13 protein-coding genes and 3 rRNA genes are annotated in these 21,246 nt (G+C 68.3%); 15 read left to right on the top strand and 1 reads right to left on the bottom strand.

From position 1 onward, the window contains the following. The first annotated feature begins 14 nt into the window (after positions 1-14). The 15 genes from pheS (at position 15) to rrf (ending at position 19,926) form a co-directional block, all read left to right on the top strand. Positions 15-1,187 carry a phenylalanine--tRNA ligase subunit alpha gene (gene pheS / locus SJY07_RS02905; RefSeq protein ID WP_380156912.1) on the top strand — a complete coding sequence of 391 codons (1,173 nt, stop codon included), beginning with the start codon at positions 15-17 and terminating at the stop codon, positions 1,185-1,187. Further along, entirely contained in the window at positions 1,187-3,751 is a 2,565-nt protein-coding gene (gene pheT, locus SJY07_RS02900; RefSeq protein ID WP_380156910.1) for a phenylalanine--tRNA ligase subunit beta, read from the top strand. The genes pheS and pheT overlap by 1 nt, the downstream gene beginning before the upstream one ends. After that, on the top strand, positions 3,744-4,553 hold the full coding sequence (locus tag SJY07_RS02895) for an SDR family NAD(P)-dependent oxidoreductase (RefSeq protein WP_380156909.1): 810 nt from the start codon (positions 3,744-3,746) through the stop codon (positions 4,551-4,553). The genes pheT and SJY07_RS02895 overlap by 8 nt, the downstream gene beginning before the upstream one ends. A gap of 48 nt (positions 4,554-4,601) precedes the next feature. Further along, positions 4,602-5,660 carry an N-acetyl-gamma-glutamyl-phosphate reductase gene (gene argC, locus SJY07_RS02890; protein ID WP_380162119.1) on the top strand — a complete coding sequence of 353 codons (1,059 nt, stop codon included), beginning with the start codon at positions 4,602-4,604 and terminating at the stop codon, positions 5,658-5,660. Further along, positions 5,657-6,823 carry a bifunctional glutamate N-acetyltransferase/amino-acid acetyltransferase ArgJ gene (argJ, locus tag SJY07_RS02885; protein WP_380156907.1) on the top strand — a complete coding sequence of 389 codons (1,167 nt, stop codon included), beginning with the start codon at positions 5,657-5,659 and terminating at the stop codon, positions 6,821-6,823. The genes argC and argJ overlap by 4 nt, the downstream gene beginning before the upstream one ends. Continuing rightward, complete coding sequence (gene argB / locus SJY07_RS02880; protein ID WP_380156906.1) at positions 6,820-7,731, top strand: acetylglutamate kinase; 912 nt, start codon at positions 6,820-6,822, stop codon at positions 7,729-7,731. Before argJ ends, argB begins: the two co-directional genes overlap by 4 nt. 17 nt (positions 7,732-7,748) lie before the next feature. After that, the gene (locus SJY07_RS02875; RefSeq protein ID WP_380156904.1) at positions 7,749-8,999 is read left to right on the top strand and encodes an acetylornithine transaminase; all 1,251 of its coding nucleotides are present in this window, start codon (positions 7,749-7,751) and stop codon (positions 8,997-8,999) included. Continuing rightward, complete coding sequence (gene argF / locus SJY07_RS02870) at positions 8,996-9,916, top strand: ornithine carbamoyltransferase (RefSeq protein ID WP_380156902.1); 921 nt, start codon at positions 8,996-8,998, stop codon at positions 9,914-9,916. The genes SJY07_RS02875 and argF overlap by 4 nt, the downstream gene beginning before the upstream one ends. Further along, positions 9,913-10,467: an arginine repressor gene (locus tag SJY07_RS02865; protein ID WP_328295737.1), complete on the top strand. Its 555-nt coding sequence runs from the start codon at positions 9,913-9,915 to the stop codon at positions 10,465-10,467. The genes argF and SJY07_RS02865 overlap by 4 nt, the downstream gene beginning before the upstream one ends. Beyond that, positions 10,467-11,909 carry an argininosuccinate lyase gene (gene argH / locus SJY07_RS02860; protein ID WP_380156899.1) on the top strand — a complete coding sequence of 481 codons (1,443 nt, stop codon included), beginning with the start codon at positions 10,467-10,469 and terminating at the stop codon, positions 11,907-11,909. The genes SJY07_RS02865 and argH overlap by 1 nt, the downstream gene beginning before the upstream one ends. Continuing rightward, on the top strand, positions 11,894-12,541 hold the full coding sequence (locus SJY07_RS02855; protein ID WP_380156897.1) for a DNA-3-methyladenine glycosylase: 648 nt from the start codon (positions 11,894-11,896) through the stop codon (positions 12,539-12,541). The genes argH and SJY07_RS02855 overlap by 16 nt, the downstream gene beginning before the upstream one ends. Positions 12,542-12,555: 14 nt before the next feature. Next, positions 12,556-13,824, top strand: a complete 1,269-nt coding sequence (gene tyrS / locus SJY07_RS02850) for a tyrosine--tRNA ligase (RefSeq protein ID WP_380156895.1) — start codon at positions 12,556-12,558, stop codon at positions 13,822-13,824. 487 nt (positions 13,825-14,311) lie between these two features. Further along, a 16S ribosomal RNA gene (locus tag SJY07_RS02845) occupies positions 14,312-15,830 on the top strand. A gap of 617 nt (positions 15,831-16,447) precedes the next feature. After that, positions 16,448-19,616: ribosomal RNA gene (locus SJY07_RS02840) — 23S ribosomal RNA — on the top strand. A gap of 193 nt (positions 19,617-19,809) precedes the next feature. After that, a 5S ribosomal RNA gene (gene rrf, locus SJY07_RS02835) occupies positions 19,810-19,926 on the top strand. Together the 16S, 23S and 5S rRNA genes form the textbook arrangement of a ribosomal RNA operon. Before the next feature lie 105 nt (positions 19,927-20,031). Here rrf and SJY07_RS02830 read toward each other — a convergent pair. Next, on the bottom strand, positions 20,032-21,231 hold the full coding sequence (locus tag SJY07_RS02830; RefSeq protein WP_380156894.1) for a DUF1015 family protein: 1,200 nt from the start codon (positions 21,229-21,231) through the stop codon (positions 20,032-20,034). Positions 21,232-21,246: the final 15 nt, after the last annotated feature.

The raw sequence follows: 21,246 nt of genomic DNA, 5'->3' as shown, positions 1-21,246 counted from the left end.
AGGAACGCTCCACGATGGCGCAGCACGAGTCGCCCGACCAGCACCCCGACTCCCAGCCCGGCGAGCCGTCGCCGGTGTCCGAGGCGGCGGTGCAGACCGCGCTGCACGCCGCTCTGGCCGCCGTGGCCGCGGCCGCCGACCTCGACGAGCTGAAGGCCGCGAGGCTCGCCCACGCGGGCGACCGCAGTCCACTGGCCCTGGCCAACCGCGAGATCGGTGTCCTGCCCGGCCCCGAGAAGGCCGCGGCCGGCAAACGCGTCGGTCAGGCGCGCGGGCAGCTGAACAAGGCCCTCGCGGCGCGGACGGAGGTGCTCGAGACCGAGCACACCGAACGTGTCCTGCGCGAGGAGGTCGTCGACGTCACGCTGCCCTCGCCGCGTCCCGACGGTGGGGCCCGTCACCCCCTGCCCCTGCTGATGGACCGCGTCGCCGACGTCTTCACGGCGATGGGCTGGGAGGTCGCCGAAGGTCCCGAGATCGAGGCGGAGTGGTTCAACTTCGACGCCCTGAACTTCGACTCCGACCACCCCGCCCGCCAGATGCAGGACACCTTCTTCGTCGCCGACGAGAAGGGGGGCGCGGCGTCGGGACTCGTGCTGCGCACCCACACCTCACCGGTGCAGGCGCGCTCGCTGCTCACCCGCGGTGTCCCGCTGTACGTCGTGTGCCCGGGCAAGGTGTTCCGCACCGACGAGCTCGACGCGACCCACACCCCGGTGTTCCACCAGCTCGAGGGCATCGCCATCGACGAGGGCCTGACCATGGCCAACCTCAAGGGCACCCTCGACACCTTCGCCCGCGCGATGTTCGGTGACGCCGTGGAGACCCGCTGGCGGCCGGCGTTCTTCCCGTTCACCGAACCCAGCGCCGAACTGGACCTGCGCTTCTCCCTCGGCCGCGACGCCGAACGGGGCTGGATCGAGTGGGGCGGCTGCGGCATGGTCAACCCGAACGTGCTGCGGGCCGCGGGGATCGACCCCGACCGCTACCAGGGTTTCGCCTTCGGGATGGGCATCGAGCGGACGTTGATGTTCCGCAGCGGAGCGACGGACATGCGCGACATGGTGGAGGGTGACGTGCGGTTCAGCCGGGCGTTCGGTGTGGAGGACCTGTCGACGTCGGGGGTCGCCTCCGCAGTGGCAGGCGGTGCCGATCCGGGCACCGCGACGGGGGAGGAGGACCTCTGATGCGGATCCCGCTGAGCTGGCTCGCCGAGCACGTGGACCTGGAACCGGGCGCCACGGGGGTGGACGTCGCGGCGTCCCTCGTCCGGGTCGGGTTGGAGGAGGAGGGGCTGCACACCGCCGGCGTCACCGGTCCCCTCGTCGTCGGCCGGGTCCTGGACCTCGTCGGGGAGCCGCAGAAGAACGGCAAGACGATCAACTGGTGCCACCTCGACGTGGGCCCCGAGCACAACGGACCCGAGGGCCACCGCGGGATCGTCTGCGGTGCGCACAACTTCGTCGAGGGTGACTTCGTGGTCGCCGCGCTGCCGGGGGCCGTCCTGCCCGGCGACTTCGCCATCGCTGCGCGCAAGACCTACGGCCACGTCTCCGACGGGATGATCTGCTCCTCGAAGGAACTCGGCCTCGGGACCGACCACGACGGCATCATCGTGCTCACCGACCTCCTGCCCGGGGTCGAGATGACGCCCGGCCAGGACGCACTCGCCCTGCTCGGCCTCGGTGAGGAGACCGTCGAGGTCAACGTCACCCCCGACCGCGGGTACTGCTTCAGCATCCGCGGCATCGCCCGGGAGTACGCCCACGGCACCCGCCGACCGGTCGGGAAGGTCCTGCGCGACCCCGTCGACGTGCAGGTCCCGGCCCCCACCGCCGACGGGTACCCCGTCCGCCTGGCCGACGACGCCCCGCTGCGGGGTGCGCAGGGCTGCGACCGGTTCGTCGCCCGCACCGTCCGGGGGGTCGATCCGAGCGCCCCGTCGCCGCGGTTCGTGAGCGACCGGCTGCGTCAGGCCGGGATGCGCCCCGTCTCCCTGGCCGTCGACGTCACGAACTACGTGATGCTCGCGACCGGTCAGCCCCTGCACGCCTACGACCTCGACGCCCTGCAGGGTCAGATCGTCGTCCGCCGGGCCCGCGCGGGCGAGAAGCTCACCACCCTCGACGACGTCGAGCGCACCCTCGACCCCGAGGACCTGCTCATCACCGACGAGGTGGTCGGGGACCCCTCGACGTCACGCGTGCTCAGCATCGCCGGCGTCATGGGCGGGGCCTCGACCGAGGTCTCCGGCAAGACCGTGAACGTGCTCCTCGAGGCGGCCCACTTCGCGGCGGTCAGCATCGCGCGCAGCGCCCGTCGTCACCGGGTGCCCTCCGAGGCCGCCAAGCGCAACGAGCGGGGGACCGACCCGACGATCTGCGCCCGGGCCGCCGAGCTCGCCGTCCGCCTCCTCGTCGAGCACGGCGGCGGCACGGCGGACGTGGCGGTCACCGACGTCAGCGAACCCGCTGCGCCGCAACCGATCACGATGGATGTCGGGTTCCCCGAGCGCATCGTCGGGGTCCACTACACCCCGGACGAGGTCGTGGGTCACCTCACCGAGATCGGCTGCGACGTCACCGTCGACGGCTCGACGCTGACGGTGCTGGCGCCGCCGTGGCGTCCCGACCTCGTCGGCCGGGTCCACCTCGTCGAGGAGGTCGCCCGCCTCGGCGGGTACGACGCCATCCCCTCGGTCCTGCCCGCGGCTCCCGCCGGCACGGGACTGACGTCGACCCAGCGGGCCCGGCGGTCCCTGGCCCGGGCGCTCGCGGACGACGGTTTCGTCGAGGTGCTGACGTACCCGTTCGTCGCGCCGGCCGTCCACGACGCCCAGCACCTCCCGGCCGACGACCCGCGCCGCGTCGCACTCCGGCTGGCGAACCCGCTCTCCGAGCAGCAGCCGCTGATGCGGACCAGCCTCCTCGACTCGCTGCCGGAGACCTTGCGCCGCAACGTGTCCCGCGGGCTGCGTGACCTGGCGCTGTTCGAGGTCGGATCCGTCACCCACCCGCTGCCGGGCGCCGGTCGGGCCGAGGTCCTCGGGGTCGAGCGACGTCCCACCGACGAGGAACTGGCCCGCGTCCAGCGGGCCGTCCCGCCGCAGCCGCTCCACGTGGCCGGGATCCTCACCGGGGCGCGTCGTCATCCCGGCGCGGTGGGCGACGGCTTCGCCCGCACCGCGGAACCGGCCGGGTGGGCCGACGCGGTCGACGCCGCACGCACCGTCGCGGCCTCCATCGGGGTCGTCGTGAGCGTCGAGGCGGCCGAGCACGCCCCCTGGCACCCGGGTCGTTGCGCGCGGATCGTCACGGCGCAGGGTCACACCGTCGGCCACGCGGGGGAGTTGCACCCGAAGGTCGTCGCCGCGCTGGAACTGCCGGCCCGGGCGGCCGCGTTCGAACTGGACCTCGACGTGCTGCTCGACCAGGTCGGCGCGAGCCTGCAGGTCGAGTCCCTGTCCGGCTACCCGGCCGCCACGCAGGACGTCGCCCTCGTCGTGGACTCCGCGGTGCCCGCCGGGGCCGTGCAGGCGGCGTTGCGCGCCGGCGCGGGCCCGTTGCTCGAGGACGTCCACCTCTTCGACGTCTACACGGGTGCCCAGGTCGGTGAAGGTCGCAAGTCCCTCGCCTTCGCCCTGCGGTTCCGCGCCCCGGACCGGACGCTGACCGCCGAGGAGGCCAGCGCCGCGCGGGACACCGCCGTCGCGGAGGCCGCCGCCCGCACGGGGGCGACGCAGCGTGTCTGACGTCCAGCCCGTCCGGGCCCTCGTGACCGGTGCTACCCAGGGCATCGGCCGCGAGATCGCCCTGGGCTTGGCCGCGGCCGGGTTCGTCGTGGGGGTGACCGGGCGCACCGCCCGGTCGCTCGACGAACTGGTCGAGGAGATCACCGCCGCCGGGGGCTGGGCCGTCGCGACGGCCTTCGACGTGAGCGACGCCGCGGCGGTCGCGCACGGCGTCCGCGCCCTCGAGCACGAACTCGGCGGGTTCGACCTGCTCGTGCAGTCCCACGGCCGCATCGAGCAGGACGAGGTCCCGCCCTGGGAAGCCGACCTCGCCCAGGTCCGCGCGGTCCTGGAGACCAACGTCCTCGGCGCCTTCCACGTCGTGCGGGCCGTCGTCCCGGGGATGGTCGCGCGGCGCAGCGGTCGCGTCGTGGACCTGAGCTCCGGCTCAGCCTCCAAGGACGGCGGGACCCACGCCGCCTACGGGGCCAGCAAGGCCGCCCTGTTCCGGCTCGGCGGAGCGCTCGCCGCGGCGGGTGCGGAGCACGGGCTGCGGGCGTTCGAGCTCTCGCCCGGGGTGGTGCGCACCGCGATGTCGACGAGCATGGCCCAGCACGCCGAACGGACGGAGTGGACCGACCCCGCCGACGTCGTCGCCATGGTCCTGGCGATCGCCCGGGGCGAGCTCGACGCGTGGACGGGGCGCTTCCTGCGCGTCGGTGTCGACACCCCGGGGTCGTTGCTGGCGGCTCAGGCGACCCGCACCCCGAACGCGCGCCGGCTGACCGTCGCGCCCTACGGCCCGGACGATCCCCTCGCCTGAGGCCGTCACGCAATGCATGCCTACCCGAGACGGTGTATGTTCATGCACATGGAACCGGGGAAACGACTGTCGGTCGCCGTCGCAGGGGCCAGCGGCTACGCCGGTGGCGAGGTCCTGCGCGTGCTGCTGAACCACCCGAACGTCGAGATCGGCGCGCTCACCGGTGCCTCGAACGCCGGAACGCGGCTGGGGGAGCTGCAGCCGCACCTGCTGCCCCTCGCCGACCGCGTCCTGCAGCCGACGACCCCCGAGGTCCTCGCCGGCCACGACGTCGTCTTCCTCGGCCTGCCCCACGGCACCTCCGCCGCCGTCGCCGCCGACCTCGGTGACGACGTGGTCGTGGTGGACCTGGGGGCCGACCACCGCCTCCTCGACGCCACGCAGTGGGAGCGGTTCTACGGCGGGACCCACGCCGGCAGCTGGCCCTACGGTCTCCCGGAGCTCCCGCTCGCGGGCGGTGGCCGTCAACGGCAGAACCTGGCCGGGGTCACGCGCATCGCAGTGCCCGGTTGCTACCCGACCGCGGTCACCCTGGCCCTCGCCCCGGGTTTCGCCGCCGGTCTGCTCGACCCCGCCGACGTCGTCGTCGTCGCGGCGTCGGGGACCTCCGGTGCGGGCAAGAGCCTCAAACCCCACCTGCTCGGTTCCGAGGTCATGGGGTCCATGAGTCCCTACGGCGTCGGCGGCGGTCACCGCCACACCCCCGAGATCGAGCAGAACCTCGGCCTCGCCGGCGGTGGCGCCGTGCAGGTCTCCTTCACCCCGACGCTGGCGCCGATGTCGCGGGGCATCCTGGCCACCTGCACCGCACGCCTGGCCCCCGGGGTCGCCGCGGGCGACGTCCGTGCCGCGTGGGAGGCGGCCTACGCCGCAGAACCCTTCGTGCACCTGCTCCCCGAGGGGCAGTGGCCGTCCACGGCCATGGTCCTGGGGGGCAACGCGTGCGCCCTGCAACTCGCCGTCGACGAGCACGCGGGTCGTGTGCTCGTCGTCGCGGCCATCGACAACCTCGTCAAGGGAACCGCCGGAGGAGCCGTGCAATCGGTGAACATCGCCCTGGGCCTGCCCGAGCACGCCGGGCTCACCACCGTGGGGGTCGCCCCGTGAGCGTCACCGCCGCAGCAGGTTTCCGGGCGGCCGGGGTCACGGCCGGTCTGAAGACCTCAGGCCGTCCCGACCTCGCCCTCGTCGTCAACGACGGCCCGCTCGACGCGGGTGCCGCCGTCTACACCTCCAACCGGTGCAAGGCCCACCCGGTGCTCTGGAGCGAACGCGCCAGTGCCGACGGCCACCTCAAGGCGGTGGTCCTCAACTCCGGCGGTGCGAACTGCTTCACCGGCCCGAACGGTTTCCAGACCACGCACGCCACCGCGGAACTCGTGGGTGAACTCGTCGGGTCCGGTGCCGGCGACGTCGTCGTCTGCTCGACCGGTCTGATCGGCGTGGCACTGCCGCGGCAGAAGGTCCTCGACGGTGTCCGCACCGCGTTCGCGGACCTCTCCACCGAGGGCGGGACGGCGGCCGCGACGGCCATCATGACGACGGACACCGTGTCCAAGCAGGCCATCGAGACCGGCGTCGGACCGCAGGGCGACTCCTTCGTCGTCGGCGGCATGGCCAAGGGGGCGGGCATGCTCGCCCCTGGGTTGGCGACCATGCTCGTGGTCCTGACCACCGACGCCGCCGTGGAACCCGCCGACCTGGACCGGGCGCTGCGGGCGGCGACCCGCACGACGTTCGACCGCGTGGACTCCGACGGGTGCATGTCCACCAACGACACCGTCGTGCTGCTCGCCAGCGGCGCCGGCGGCGTCACCCCCGAACCCGCGGAGTTCGACGAGGTCGTCCGCCGGGTCTGCGCGGACCTGGCCCGCATGCTCGTCGGCGACGCCGAGGGCGCGGACCACGACATCGCCATCGAGGTCGTCGGCGCGGCCGAGGAGGCCGAGGCCGTCGAGGTCGCCCGCTCCGTCGCCCGGAACAACCTGTTCAAGGCCGCGGTGTTCGGCAAGGACCCGAACTGGGGCCGCGTCATGGCGGCCGTCGGGACGACGTCGGCGCAGTTCGACCCCCAGGCCCTGGACGTGAGCCTCAACGGGGTCGCGGTCTGCGTCGGGGGGACCCCCCACGCCGACCCGGCGACGGTCGACCTCGAACCCCGCGAGGTCCGGGTCGTGATCGACCTGCACGCGGGTTCCGAGACGGCGACGGTGTGGACGAACGACCTCACCCACGCCTACGTCCACGAGAACAGCGCGTACAGCTCGTGAGCGAGCCCGTCGACCTCGACGACCTCACCGCCACCGACAAGGCGAGCGTCCTCGTCGAAGCCCTGCCGTGGCTGCAGAAGTGGCACGGCGCCCTCGTCGTCCTGAAGTACGGCGGCAACGCCATGGTGGACGACGACCTCAAACGCGCCTTCGCCGAGGACGTGGTGTTCCTGCGCACAGCCGGGTTGCGTCCCGTGGTCGTGCACGGCGGTGGTCCGCAGATCTCGACCATGCTCGACCGGTTGCAGATCCACAGCGAGTTCCGCGGCGGCCTGCGGGTCACCACGCCCGAGGCGATGGACGTCGTCCGGATGGTCCTCACGGGTCAGGTGGGGCGGGAACTCGTCGGTCTGCTGAACTCCCACGGTCCGCTGGCCGTCGGGTTGTCCGGGGAGGACGCGGGGTTGCTGCGGGCGAAGCGGCGGCACGCGATCGTCGACGGTGAACCCGTCGACGTCGGACTGGTCGGCGACGTCGTCGGGGTCGACCCGCGTGCGGTCGTCGACCTGCTCGACGCCGGTCGCATCCCGGTCATCTCGACGATCGCCCCCGAGGTCGACGACGAGGGGAACCTGCTGCACGGGCAGGTCCTCAACGTGAACGCCGACACCGCGGCCTCGGCCATCGCCGTCGCGCTGGGCGCGCAGAAGTTCGTGGTCATGACCGACGTGGCCGGGTTGTACCGGGACTGGCCCGACCGGAACTCGCTCGTCCGCGAGATCGCGGCGGCGGAACTCGCAGAACTGCTGCCGTCCCTGGAGTCGGGGATGGTCCCGAAGATGGAGGCCTGTCTGCGCGCGGTGCGCGGCGGGGTCCCCCGTGCCACGGTCATCGACGGCCGGACGGCGCACTCGGTCCTGCTGGAGGTCTTCACGACCTCCGGCAACGGCACGATGGTCGTGCCGTGAACCCCCAGGGAGTTGACGTGGATCTCGCGACGGCGGCGGATGCCCTGCCGGTCACCGAAGGCACCGGCGACGCGTGGCTGCAGCGCTACTCGACGTCGGTCATGCAGACGTTCGGCACCCCGCAGCGCGTCCTCGTCCGCGGCGAGGGCTGCCACGTCTGGGACGCCGACGGGAACAAGTACCTCGACCTCCTCGGGGGCATCGCGACGAACGTCCTCGGGCACGCGCACCCGCTGCTGGTCGCGGCGGTCACGGCGCAGCTGACCACGCTGGGGCACGTCTCCAACTTCTTCGCCAGTGCACCGCAGGTCGTCCTCGCGGAACGTCTCCTGGACGTCTCGCGCGCCCCGCAGGGTTCCGCGGTGTTCTTCGCGAACTCGGGCACCGAGGCCAACGAGGCCGCCTTCAAGATGGCCCGCCGCACCGGCCGCACGAAGATCGTCTCGACCCTGGGTGCGTTCCACGGCCGCACCATGGGCGCGCTGGCCCTCACCGCCAAGGAGTCCTACCGGGCGCCTTTCGAACCGCTGCCCGGCGGCGTCGAGTTCGTCCCCTACGGCGACGTCGGCGCGCTCGGTCGCGCCGTCGACGGCGCCACGGCCGCGGTGTTCCTCGAACCCCTGCAGGGCGAGAACGGTGTCGTCCCCGCGCCGGACGGGTACCTGGCCGCGGCGCGGCGCATCACCGCCGAGCACGGGGCCCTCCTCGTCCTCGACGAGGTGCAGACGGGCATCGCCCGCACCGGTCACTGGTTCGCGCACCAGAACCCCCGCCACGAGGGCGTCGTCCCCGACGTCATGACGCTGGCCAAGGGACTCGGCGGTGGGATCCCGATCGGGGCCGTCGTCGCGTTCGGCCCGGCGAACGCCGCACTCCTCGGCGCCGGCCAGCACGGTTCGACGTTCGGCGGGAACCCGGTCGCCTCGGCCGCCGGTCTCGCCGTCCTGCACGCCGTCGAACGCGACGGGCTGCTCGAGAACGCCGACGCCGTCGGTCGCCACCTGCGCGACGCCGTCACCGCTCTCGGCCATCCCCTGGTCGAGGGAGTGCGCGGTGAGGGCCTGCTGCTGGGGATCGCCCTGACACAACCCCTCGGCGCTCACGTCGTGGCGGCCGCGCTGGCCCGGGGGTTCATCGTCAACTCCGCCCGACCGGACACGATCCGCCTCGCCCCCCCGCTCGTCCTCACCACGGCGCAGGCCGACACGTTCGTCGCCGCCCTGCCCGAGATCCTCGACACCGCAGCCACGAACGGAGCCTCCTCGTGACCGTCCGGCACTTCCTCGCCGACGACGACCTCAGCCCGGCCGAACAGGCCGAGGTGCTGGCCCTCGCCGCCCGCCTGAAGGCCGATCGCTTCGCCGAGAAACCCCTCGCCGGCCCGCAGACCGTCGCGTTGCTCTTCGACAAGCCGTCGACCCGGACGCGCGTCTCCTTCAGCGTCGGCGTCGCCGACCTCGGCGGCGTCCCGCTCGTCGTCGACGCCGCGGGGTCGCAGCTCGGGCGCGGTGAACCCGTCGCCGACACAGCCAGGGTCCTGGAACGCCAGGTCGCCGCGATCGTGTGGCGTACGTTCTCGCAGGCGGACCTCGAGGAGATGGCCGCGCACTCCGGGGTACCGGTCGTGAACTCCCTCACCGACGACTACCACCCGTGCCAGATCCTCGCCGACCTGCAGACCGTGATCGAGCGCAAGGGCGCCCTCGCGGGGCTGACCCTGGCCTACGTGGGGGACGGGGCCAACAACATGGCCCACTCCTACGCCCTGGGTGGGGCCACCGCCGGGATGCACGTCCGGATCGGCACGCCCGGCTCGGACCTGCCGAACCCCGAGATCATCGCCCGGGCCCAGGCCGTCGCCGCGACCACGGGCGGGTCCGTCACCGTGACGACCTCGGCCGAGGAGGCCGTCGCCGCCGCCGACGTCGTCGCCACCGACACCTGGATCTCGATGGGGCAGGAGGGGCAGGAGTTCGAACGGTTCCGGCCCTTCTCGCTGACCTCGGACCTGCTGAGCGGGGCGGAGGACGACGCGATCGTGCTGCACTGCCTGCCCGCCTACCGCGGGAAGGAGATCGACGCCGCGGTCATCGACGGTCCGCAGTCGGTCGTCTGGGACGAGGCCGAGAACCGCCTCCACGCCCAGAAGGCGCTGCTCGTCTGGCTGCTCGCGAACTCCCGATGACCTCTCCCACCGGCGCCGGCGCGGGGACGAAGGCCTTCCGGCACGACCGGATCGCCTCCCTGCTGGGTCGGCTGCCCGTGCGCTCCCAGACCGAGCTGGCGACCCACCTCGCCGAGGAGGGGGTGGCCGTCACCCAGGCCACCCTGTCCCGCGACCTCGTCGAACTCGGTGCGGTCAAGGTGCGCGACGGTGACCGCGGCCTCGTCTACGCCCTGCCCGCCGAGGGCGGGGACCGCACCCCCCGCAGCGGCATCGGCCAGGAGGTCCTGGACGCCCGGCTCGCCCGCTGGTGCGAGGAACTCCTGGTGAGTGCGGAGGCCTCCGCGAACCTCGTCGTCCTGCGGACCCCGCCGGGGGCCGCGCAGTTCCTGGCGAGCGCGATCGACCACTCGGTGATCCCGACCGTGCTGGGCACGATCGCCGGGGACGACACGGTGCTGGTCATCTCCCGTGACCCGCTCGGGGGCGACGCCGTCGCCGCCCGCTTCCTGGCGCTGGCCCGCCGGGACAGTTCCACCCCCGAAGACCCCGAGAGCGAAGTGGACGTGTGATGTCGGACGAGAACCAGCATGGTGAGAAGGGTCTGTGGGGCGCTCGGTTCGCCAGCGGTCCCGCCGCGGCGATGGCGGCGCTGTCGAAGTCCACCCACTTCGACTTCCGCCTCGCCCGTTACGACCTCGCCGGGTCGCGGGCCCACGCCCGCGTCCTGCACATGGCGGGCCTCCTCGACGACGACGTCCTCACGGCGTTGCTCGCGGGGCTCGACGCGTTGGAGGCCGACGTCGTCTCCGGCGCGTTCGTCCCCGCCGAGGAGGACGAGGACGTGCACTCCGCCCTGGAACGCGCCCTCGTGGAACGCGTCGGTGGCGACGTCGGTGGTCGGCTGCGCGCGGGACGGTCCCGCAACGACCAGATCGCCACGTTGCTGCGCATGTTCCTGCGCGACCACGCGAAGCTCATCGCGGGGCTGGTGCTCGACGTCGTCGAGGCGTTGCTCACCCAGGCCGCGGCGCACCCGGGGGCTGCGATGCCGGGTCGCACGCACCTGCAGCACGCGCAGCCGGTCCTGCTGGGGCACCACCTGATGGCCCACGCGTGGCCGTTGTTGCGCGACGTGGAGCGGTTGCGCGACTGGGACGCCCGAGCCGCGATCTCGCCCTACGGTTCCGGCGCCCTCGCGGGTTCCTCGCTCGGGCTGGACCCGGTCGCCGTGGCCCGTGAACTCGGGTTCACCCGCAGCGTCGAGAACTCCATCGACGGGACCGCCTCGCGCGACGTCGCGGCCGAGTTCGCCTTCGTCGCCGCCATGATCGGCGTCGACCTCTCGCGCATCTCCGAGGAGGTCATCGCGTGGGCGACCAAGGAGTTCTCCTTCGTCACCCTGGACGACGCGTGGTCGACGGGGTCGAGCATCATGCCGCAGAAGAAGAACCCCGACGTCGCCGAACTCGCCCGCGGCAAGGCGGGTCGGCTCATCGGTGACCTGACGGGTCTGATGGCGACCCTCAAGGGGCTGCCGCTGGCCTACAACCGGGACCTGCAGGAGGACAAGGAACCCGTCTTCGACGCGGTCGACACCCTCGAGGTCCTTCTGCCCGCCGTCGCCGGGATGATCGCCACCCTGCACTTCCACACCGAACGGATGGCGTCGCTGGCGCCGCAGGGATTCGCGCTCGCGACCGACATCGCGGAATGGCTCGTCCGCCAGGGGGTGCCCTTCCGCGACGCGCACCAGATCTCCGGGGCGTGCGTGCGCCGCTGCGAGGAGCTGTCCGCGGAACTCGGCCGCAGCGTCGAGCTCTGGGACCTGTCGGTCGAGGACCTCGCGGCGATCTCTGCCCACCTGACCCCCGAGGTCAAGGACGTCCTGTCGACGGAGGGGTCGTTGTCCTCCCGGGACGGGATCGGTGGCACCGCTCCCATTCGGGTGGCGGAGCAGCTCGAGGCCGCGCAGGACGCACTCGCGGGACACCTGGCGTGGGCACGTCCCTGAGGCTCCCGCGGGAGTTCTACGACCGGGCCGTCACCGAGGTGGCGCGCGACCTGCTGGGCTGCGTCGTGCGCCACGCGACGCCCGCCGGCGTCGTCGGTGTCCGGTTGTCGGAGGTCGAGGCCTACGCGGGGGAGTCCGACCCCGGGTCGCACGCCTTCCGCGGTCGCACCCCCCGTACGCAGGTCATGTTCGGGCCGCCCGGGCACGCCTACGTCTACTTCTCCTACGGCATGCACTGGTGCATGAACCTCGTCTGCGCGGGGGAGGGCACGGCGTCGGCGGTGCTGTTGCGGGCCGGCGAGGTCGTGGAGGGCGTGGAGCTGGCCCGCTCGCGCCGGGTGAGCGCCAAGCGTGACGTCGACCTGGCCCGCGGACCGGCCCGGCTCACCCAGGCGCTCGGGGTGGATCGCGTCCAGAACGGCCTCGACATCTGCGGTGCGGGGGAGCTGGAGGTCCTCCGTGGCACTGCGGTCGACGACGTCGACGTCGTGTGGGGACCCCGCGTCGGGGTGGCCGGTGCGGGGGCCCCGACCCCCTGGCGCGTTTCTCTCTCGAACGACCGCACCGTCTCCGACTACCGTGTCGGCGGGCGACGGTCGCCCGGGCCCCGGAAGTCGGGGCGCAGGACCTGAGGAGCCGACGAGTCGTGAGCGACGTCTGGGACGAACTGCAGTGGCGGGGCCTGGTGGCGCAGTCCACCGACGAGGCCGCGCTGCAGGAAGCGCTGCGGACGGGACCGCTCACCTACTACGTGGGCTTCGACCCGACGGCGGCGAGCCTGCACGTCGGCCACCTCGTGCAGGTTCTGACGGCGAGGCGTCTGCAGCAGGCGGGGCACCACCCACTGATCCTCGTGGGCGGGGCCACCGGCCTGGTGGGGGATCCGCGTCCTTCGGCCGAGCGCACGATGAACGACCCGTCGGTGGTCGCCGGGTGGGTGACGGGCCTCCAGGGCCAGATCGCGCCCTTCCTCGACTTCGACGGCCCCGCGGCCGCGACGATGGTGAACAACCTCGACTGGACCGGACCCATGTCGGCCATCGAGTTCCTCCGCGACGTGGGCAAGCACTTCAGCGTCAACCGCATGCTCGACCGGGAGGCGGTGAGCAAGCGGCTCGCGACGACGGGGATCAGCTTCACCGAGTTCAGCTACGTCCTGCTGCAGAGCAACGACTTCCTCCAGCTGCACCGTCGCCACGGCTGCGCGCTGCAGCTCGGTGGTTCGGACCAGTGGGGCAACATCACCGCCGGCTGCGAGCTGGTGCGTCGGGTGGACCAGCAGACGGTGCACGCCCTGGCGACCCCGCTGCTCACCAAGGCGGACGGGACGAAGTTCGGCAAGACGGAGTCCGGCGCGGTCTGGCTCGACCCCGACCTGACGTCGCCGTACGCTTTCTACCAGTTCTGGCTCAACGCCGAGGACGCCAAGGTCGTGGACTACCTGAAGGCGTTCAGCTTCCGCTCCCGCGAGGAGATCGAGGAGCTGGGTCGACAGGTCGTCGAGAACCCCCGGGCCAGGACGGCGCAGCGTGCGCTGGCCCACGAGGTCACGGCACTCGTCCACGGTGAGGCGGCCGCCGTCGCCGTCGAGGACGCCTCGGCAGCGTTGTTCGGCGGCTCCGAGCTGGACGGGATCGACGAGCGCATCCTGCGGGGTGCCCTCGAGGAGCTGCCGACGGCGACGCCGGCCGACCGGGACGTGCGCCTGGCGCAGCTCTTCGCCGACACCGGCCTCGCACCCAGCCTCGGCGGTGCCCGCCGGACCATCGGGGAGGGTGGCGCGTACGTGAACAACACCAAGCTGACCGACCCCGAGGCGACGCTGGCGGACGTGGAGCTCCTCCACGGCCGCTACGCGGTGCTGCGGCGGGGGAAGAAGACCCTCGCTGCGGTGGCGCTTCTGTTGCCGCAGTAGGCGAGTGGCTGTCGGGGCGATGCGGATTTGCCCTTCGCCCCGACAGCCGCGTACTGTTCCTCATGTCGCCCCGACGGGGCGGAAAACCGGAGCCTGTGAGCTTGGGTGGTCCGCGTCTGGTGGGTGGCGCCGGAAGCCTTGACGGTAATTGGGTTGCAGTTTGGCCTGGTTGGTGGTTAAGGTGGGAAAGTTGCCCCTCTTCGGGTGGCCCTCTGTGTGGGGGTTGTTGCGGGTGGGTGTGTCCGGTTCTTGAGAACTCAACAGTGTGCCAAAAATGTTGATGCCATATATGTATCAACCCCCAATTCGACTGTCACTGCGCTGCGTTTTCTGCGTGGGTGGGTGATGGTTTGGGGTTCCTTTGGGATTGATCTCCGCCTCTTTCACGCCAGTGGGGGGTGGGGTTTTCGAGTCCAAGGGTCAACTATGAAGTGCTAAAGATCTTGGCTGTGCTGCTGCTTTTGGTGGTGGTGTGGTCGTAGGTTTTTCGACGGAGAGTTTGATCCTGGCTCAGGACGAACGCTGGCGGCGTGCTTAACACATGCAAGTCGAACGGTGAAGCCCTTCGGGGTGGATCAGTGGCGAACGGGTGAGTAACACGTGAGCAACCTGCCCCTGGCTCTGGGACAACCACTGGAAACGGTGGCTAATACCGGATACGACCTGCCTCGGCATCGAGTGTGGGTGGAAAGTTTTTCGGCTGGGGATGGGCTCGCGGCCTATCAGCTTGTTGGTGGGGTAATGGCCTACCAAGGCGACGACGGGTAGCCGGCCTGAGAGGGCGACCGGCCACACTGGGACTGAGACACGGCCCAGACTCCTACGGGAGGCAGCAGTGGGGAATATTGCACAATGGGCGAAAGCCTGATGCAGCGACGCCGCGTGAGGGATGACGGCCTTCGGGTTGTAAACCTCTTTCAGCTCCGAAGAAGCGAAAGTGACGGTAGGAGCAGAAGAAGCACCGGCTAACTACGTGCCAGCAGCCGCGGTAATACGTAGGGTGCAAGCGTTGTCCGGAATTATTGGGCGTAAAGAGCTCGTAGGCGGTGTGTCGCGTCTGCTGTGAAAACTCAGGGCTCAACTCTGAGCTTGCAGTGGGTACGGGCACACTAGAGTGCTGTAGGGGAGACTGGAATTCCTGGTGTAGCGGTGAAATGCGCAGATATCAGGAGGAACACCGGTGGCGAAGGCGGGTCTCTGGGCAGTTACTGACGCTGAGGAGCGAAAGCATGGGGAGCGAACAGGATTAGATACCCTGGTAGTCCATGCCGTAAACGTTGGGCGCTAGGTGTGGGGTCCATTCCACGGATTCCGTGCCGCAGCTAACGCATTAAGCGCCCCGCCTGGGGAGTACGGCCGCAAGGCTAAAACTCAAAGGAATTGACGGGGGCCCGCACAAGCGGCGGAGCATGCGGATTAATTCGATGCAACGCGAAGAACCTTACCAAGGCTTGACATGCGCGGTGGAATCCCAGAGATGGGGTGTCATTTAGTTGGTCGCGTACAGGTGGTGCATGGTTGTCGTCAGCTCGTGTCGTGAGATGTTGGGTTAAGTCCCGCAACGAGCGCAACCCTCGTTCCATGTTGCCAGCACGTTATGGTGGGGACTCATGGGAGACTGCCGGGGTCAACTCGGAGGAAGGTGGGGATGACGTCAAATCATCATGCCCCTTATGTCTTGGGCTTCACGCATGCTACAATGGCCAGTACAGAGGGCTGCGATACCGTGAGGTGGAGCGAATCCCAAAAAGCTGGTCTCAGTTCGGATCGGGGTCTGCAACTCGACCCCGTGAAGTCGGAGTCGCTAGTAATCGCAGATCAGCAACGCTGCGGTGAATACGTTCCCGGGCCTTGTACACACCGCCCGTCACGTCATGAAAGTCGGTAACACCCGAAGCCGGTGGCCCAACCCGTAAGGGGGGGAGCTGTCGAAGGTGGGACTGGCGATTGGGACGAAGTCGTAACAAGGTAGCCGTACCGGAAGGTGCGGCTGGATCACCTCCTTTCTAAGGAGCATCAACCCCGTCACTGAGTTGAATCTCAGGTCTCAGGCCTCCTTCGTGGGGTATGAGGTGTGGTGGGGATGGGCCAGTTTCGTCGGCGTATGTTCGACGGCTGGTGCTCAAGGGTGGAACATCAACACGGCATCTCTTCGACGTCTCGCGTCGCTAGTACCTCAGGTTTCGGTCTGGGTGGAACGTGGGGTGGGGGTCGGGGGGTGTCTGGCGCACTGTTGGGTCCTGAGGGACCGGCCGGCTGGCGTGCTTTCGGGCATGGCTGGTGGTTGGTGTCTTGGTCTGGGCCTGCCCTGATCGTTCACATCGGCTCGAGAGTTTTCTCGGGTGTCTGGTGTCGGTCTCTACGGGGTGGGTGCGGGTTGTCTGTTGAGAACTGCACAGTGGACGCGAGCATCAAGTAGCGCTCCTTTGAGGGGCGTGAAAGTAGTGATGTTCGTCGAGTGATAATCCTCTGATGAGCGGGCTGTCATCTCACTTCGGTGGGTGGTGGTCCGTACTGTCTTTGTGGTTTGGGTTTTTATTGCAGTTTCGCCTTGACCTGCATGTCTGCTCTACTGCTGTTGTCCTGCTTTCGGGTGGGTTGGTGGTGGTGGGTGGTGTGTGGTGGTCAAGTGTGTAAGGGCGCATGGTGGATGCCTTGGCATCAGGAGCCGATGAAGGACGTGGGAGCCTGCGATAAGCCTCGGGGAGTTGGCAACCGAATGTTGATCCGAGGGTGTCCGAATGGGGAAACCCGGCCGTCGTCATGGGCGGTCACCCGCACCTGAATGTATAGGGTGTGTGGAGGGAACGTGGGGAAGTGAAACATCTCAGTACCCACAGGAAGAGAAAATAAATAATGATTCCGTGAGTAGTGGCGAGCGAAAGCGGATGAGGCTAAACCAGTTCCGTGTGATACCTGGTAGGGGTTGCGGGGTTGGGGTTGTGGGAGTGTTCTGGACTGGGCTACCACCTGGTCGGGGAGTGAGAAAGTCGTGGTGTAGCCGAAGGGCCTGGGATGGTCCGGCGTAGTGGGTGAGACCCCCGTAGGCGAAACATTGCGGCCTCCTTGGGAGCATGTCCCGAGTAGCACGGGGCTCGTGGAATCTCGTGTGAATCTGCCAGGACCACCTGGTAAGCCTAAATACTTCCTGATGACCGATAGCGGACAAGTACCGTGAGGGAATGGTGAAAAGCACCCCGGGAGGGGAGTGAAATAGTACCTGAAACCGTGTGCCTACAATCCGTCGGAGCAGGCTTGTACCTGTGACGGCGTGCCTTTTGAAGAATGAGCCTGCGAGTTAGTGGTGCGTGGCGAGGTTAACCCGTGTGGGGTAGCCGTAGCGAAAGCGAGTCCGAATAGGGCGTCCTATAGTCGCGTGCTCTAGACCCGAAGCGGAGTGATCTACCCATGGCCAGGTTGAAGCGCGGGTAAGACCGCGTGGAGGACCGAACCCACCAGGGTTGAAAACCTGGGGGATGAGCTGTGGGTAGGGGTGAAAGGCCAATCAAACTCCGTGATAGCTGGTTCTCCCCGAAATGCATTTAGGTGCAGCGTCACGTGTTTCTTGCCGGAGGTAGAGCTACTGGATGGCTAATGGGCCCCACCGGGTTACTGACGTCAGCCAAACTCCGAATGCCGGTAAGTGAGAGCGTGGCAGTGAGACTGCGGGGGATAAGCTTCGTAGTCGAGAGGGAAACAGCCCAGATCATCAGCTAAGGCCCCTAAGCGTGTGCTAAGTGGGAAAGGATGTGGAGTTGCGCAGACAACCAGGAGGTTGGCTTAGAAGCAGCCACCCTTGAAAGAGTGCGTAATAGCTCACTGGTCAAGTGATTCCGCGCCGACAATGTAGCGGGGCTCAAGTACACCGCCGAAGCTGTGGCATTCACATATTAATCTCTCTCAATCAGGTCTGCTGTCCTTGTGGTGGTGGGTGGTGGTTGTGGGCAGGTGTGTGGATGGGTAGGGGAGCGTCGTGTGTGGGGTGAAGCAGCCTGGTGATGGGTTGTGGACTGCACGCGAGTGAGAATGCAGGCATGAGTAGCGAATGACGGGTGAGAAACCCGTCCGCCGATTGACCAAGGGTTCCAGGGCTAGGTTCATCCGCCCTGGGTAAGTCGGGACCTAAGGCGAGGCCGACAGGCGTAGTCGATGGACAACGGGTTGATATTCCCGTACCGGCGTAGAACCGTCCATGGTGAGGCCGGGGATGCTAAGCACCCTAAGCCGTCACTGCCTTCGGGTGGTGGTTGGTGGAGCGTGTGATCCGATCCGGTAGTAGTCAAGCGTATTAACAGGGGTGACGCAGGAGGGTAGCTTCCGCGTGGCGATGGTTGTCCACGTCCAAGGGTGTAGGGCGAGGTGTTGGTAAATCCGCACTTCTGACTTCAATGTCGTGTCTGAGACCTGATGGTGACCCTTTCGGGGGGAAGTAGGGTGATCCCATGCTGCCTAGAAAAGCCTCGGCGCGAGGTTCGAGCCGCCCGTACCCTAAACCGACTCAGGTGGTCAGGTAGAGAATACCGAGGCGTTCGAGTGAATCGTGGTTAAGGAACTCGGCAAAATGCCCCCGTAACTTCGGGAGAAGGGGGGCCTGAGACGTGAAGCTCCTTGCGGGCTAGCGTTTGAGGGCCGCAGAGACCAGGGGGAAGCGACTGTTTACTAAAAACACAGGTCCGTGCGAAGTCGCAAGACGATGTATACGGACTGACGCCTGCCCGGTGCTGGAACGTTAAGGGGACCGGTTACCCACGCAAGTGGGGACGCTGAGAACTTAAGCGCCAGTAAACGGCGGTGGTAACTATAACCATCCTAAGGTAGCGAAATTCCTTGTCGGGTAAGTTCCGACCTGCACGAATGGCGTAACGACTTCCCCGCTGTCTCAACCGCGAACTCGGCGAAATTGCACTACGAGTAAAGATGCTCGTTACGCGCAGCAGGACGGAAAGACCCCGGGACCTTCACTATAGTTTGGTATTGGTGTTCGGGACGGCTTGTGTAGGATAGGTGGGAGACTGTGAAGCGGTCACGCTAGTGATGGTGGAGTCATCGTTGAAATACCACTCTGGTCGTTCTGGATGTCTAACTTCGGTCCGTGATCCGGATCAGGGACAGTGCCTGATGGGTAGTTTAACTGGGGCGGTTGCCTCCTAAAGAGTAACGGAGGCGCCCAAAGGTTCCCTCAGCCTGGTTGGCAATCAGGTGTTGAGTGTAAGTGCACAAGGGAGCTTGACTGTGAGACCGACAGGTCGAGCAGGGACGAAAGTCGGGACTAGTGATCCGGCCGTGGAGTGTGGAATCGCGGTCGCTCAACGGATAAAAGGTACCCCGGGGATAACAGGCTGATCTTGCCCAAGAGTCCATATCGACGGCATGGTTTGGCACCTCGATGTCGGCTCGTCGCATCCTGGGGCTGGAGTAGGTCCCAAGGGTTGGGCTGTTCGCCCATTAAAGCGGTACGCGAGCTGGGTTTAGAACGTCGTGAGACAGTTCGGTCCCTATCCGCTGCGCGCGTTGGAAACTTGAGAAGGGCTGTCCCTAGTACGAGAGGACCGGGACGGACGAACCTCTGGTGTGCCAGTTGTTCCGCCAGGAGCATGGCTGGTTGGCTACGTTCGGAAGGGATAACCGCTGAAGGCATCTAAGCGGGAAGCCTGCTTCGAGATGAGGTTTCCGTGCCCTGTTGAAGGGGTGGGAGGCTCCCTGTAGATCACGGGGTTGATAGGCCGGGTGTGGAAGCAGCGACGAGAGAGCTGTGGAGCTGACCGGTACTAATAAGCCGATCACTTGTCTACCACGCACCAGCTGCCGCCACTTGATGAGTGGTGGGTTGGTGGGTCGGGGCGAGTGTGATAACAATCCAACTAACGATTTCACTGCTGTTGTGGTGTTCGCGTCCATTGTGTGGTTCTCGGGAGAGAACTCGAACACACGCTCCAGTCCCATTCGTGGGGGTGGGGGGGTGTGGTTTGATCCTGGCCTTTGTGGTCCGGTGGTCATAGCGGTGGGGAAACGCCCGGTCTCATTCCGAACCCGGAAGCTAAGCCCACCTGCGCCGATGGTACTGCTCGGGAGACTGGGTGGGAGAGTAGGTCACCGCCGGCCACTCACCTTTGGTGATAAGTGTGTGGGGAGCAACCCTTGTGTGGGTTGCTCCCCACACGTGTTTCTGCCCCGTTTCAGGCTGGAACAGCCGATCCTGCGCAGTTCTCAGCGCAAGCGCAGGACGGTCCCCGCGAGGGGCTTGGGGCGGAAGGACGTCGTCTTCCTCCCGAGGCTGCTGCCTCCGTGGACGAGCTCTTGGAGGGCCGGCACCCGGGGTTTGGGGAGGAAGACCCCGGCGCGGTCGCCGAGGGTCGACCAGATCGCGCCGGCGTCGGGTCGGTAGCGCACGTCGGAGTTGCCCGTGCCGAACCCCCGCACGACCGTGTCGACCCACGCGCCACTCCCGACCGTCGTCCCGGTGGCGGGCGGGCACTCGACCACGACGCTGGCTCCGTCACAGACCACCAGAGCCTGCTCGAATCCCAGGGCGTCCACGATGAGGGCGACTCCTGCGGCGTTCTTCACCACGACGTCGCGTCGTCGGGGGGCTCGTCGAAGCACCTCCTGAGCGGCTGCCCGCGGCAGGACCCGGTGCAGCGCGCGGAGGTCGACCGGTTCGATCGCGTCGTCGGCGACCGCGACCAGCAACGAGTGCGGAGTCCCGTCGCGTTGCGCGGCTCGGAGGACTGCCGCGTGGCGGTGGTGCCCGTCAGCGATGAGGAACCGGTGCGTTGCCGACGCCGCGGTGAGTTCCGTCAGCACGTCTGGATCGTCGAGCTGCCAGACCTCCACGTGGCACCGGTCGTTCTCCGCGACCTCGACCCGCCAACCGAGCGAGGCCGGGTCGGTCCAGGACAACGGCCAGGGATGCCTGTCGACCACGAGGACGGGCTCGGAATCCACACCCGTCGTCTCCAGCCGTTCCAGCCTCGCGGTGACGGCCTGCTCGAAGACGCCCTCGTGCGGATGCACGCGGTCGTCGTACGCGGACACGTCGAGTTGCCCCATCAGGAAGTGCTGCACACGTCCGTCCTGCTCCTGGCGGACGACGTAGAAGCTGGGTTCGTCCTGGACCAGCGCTCCCTCGTCCAACCACCGTTGCACGGCGCGGCCGGGGCCGGCGTCGTACTCGGGGCGTTCCAGGTGGGTCACGACGTAGCGCGAGGACGCCAACAGAGCTGTCCGCGTGCTGCGGTCCAGTTCGGTGTGCGGTGGGGCCAGCAGTGAGGCGAGCGGGCCAGCGACGACCGGGTCGTAGCGCAGGCCGGGGAACGGCCGGAGCAGAGGACCTGGTGACTCGGCTGGTCGCGACGGTGATCCTGGTCGGGCACGCGTTCCCGTGCGTGCGTCCTCCACCCGTCGCATCCTACGGTCGGAGCA

Source organism: Kineococcus sp. R86509, assembly GCF_042466365.1.
Classification (GTDB): Bacteria; Actinomycetota; Actinomycetes; order Actinomycetales; family Kineococcaceae; genus Kineococcus.
Note: the sequence above shows the minus strand (reverse complement) of the source record. Positions and strands in the feature narration are given on the sequence as shown.

Excerpts from the sequence above, each read along its gene's own strand:
- pheS (WP_380156912.1), top strand. The coding sequence starts at position 15 with ATGGCGCAGCACGAGTCGCCCGACCAGCACCCCGACTCCCAGCCCGGC.
- pheT (WP_380156910.1), top strand. The coding sequence starts at position 1,187 with ATGCGGATCCCGCTGAGCTGGCTCGCCGAGCACGTGGACCTGGAACCG.
- argC (WP_380162119.1), top strand. The coding sequence starts at position 4,602 with ATGGAACCGGGGAAACGACTGTCGGTCGCCGTCGCAGGGGCCAGCGGC.
- SJY07_RS02865 (WP_328295737.1), top strand. The coding sequence starts at position 9,913 with ATGACCTCTCCCACCGGCGCCGGCGCGGGGACGAAGGCCTTCCGGCAC.
- argH (WP_380156899.1), top strand. The coding sequence starts at position 10,467 with ATGTCGGACGAGAACCAGCATGGTGAGAAGGGTCTGTGGGGCGCTCGG.
- SJY07_RS02830 (WP_380156894.1), bottom strand. The coding sequence starts at position 21,231 with ATGCGACGGGTGGAGGACGCACGCACGGGAACGCGTGCCCGACCAGGA.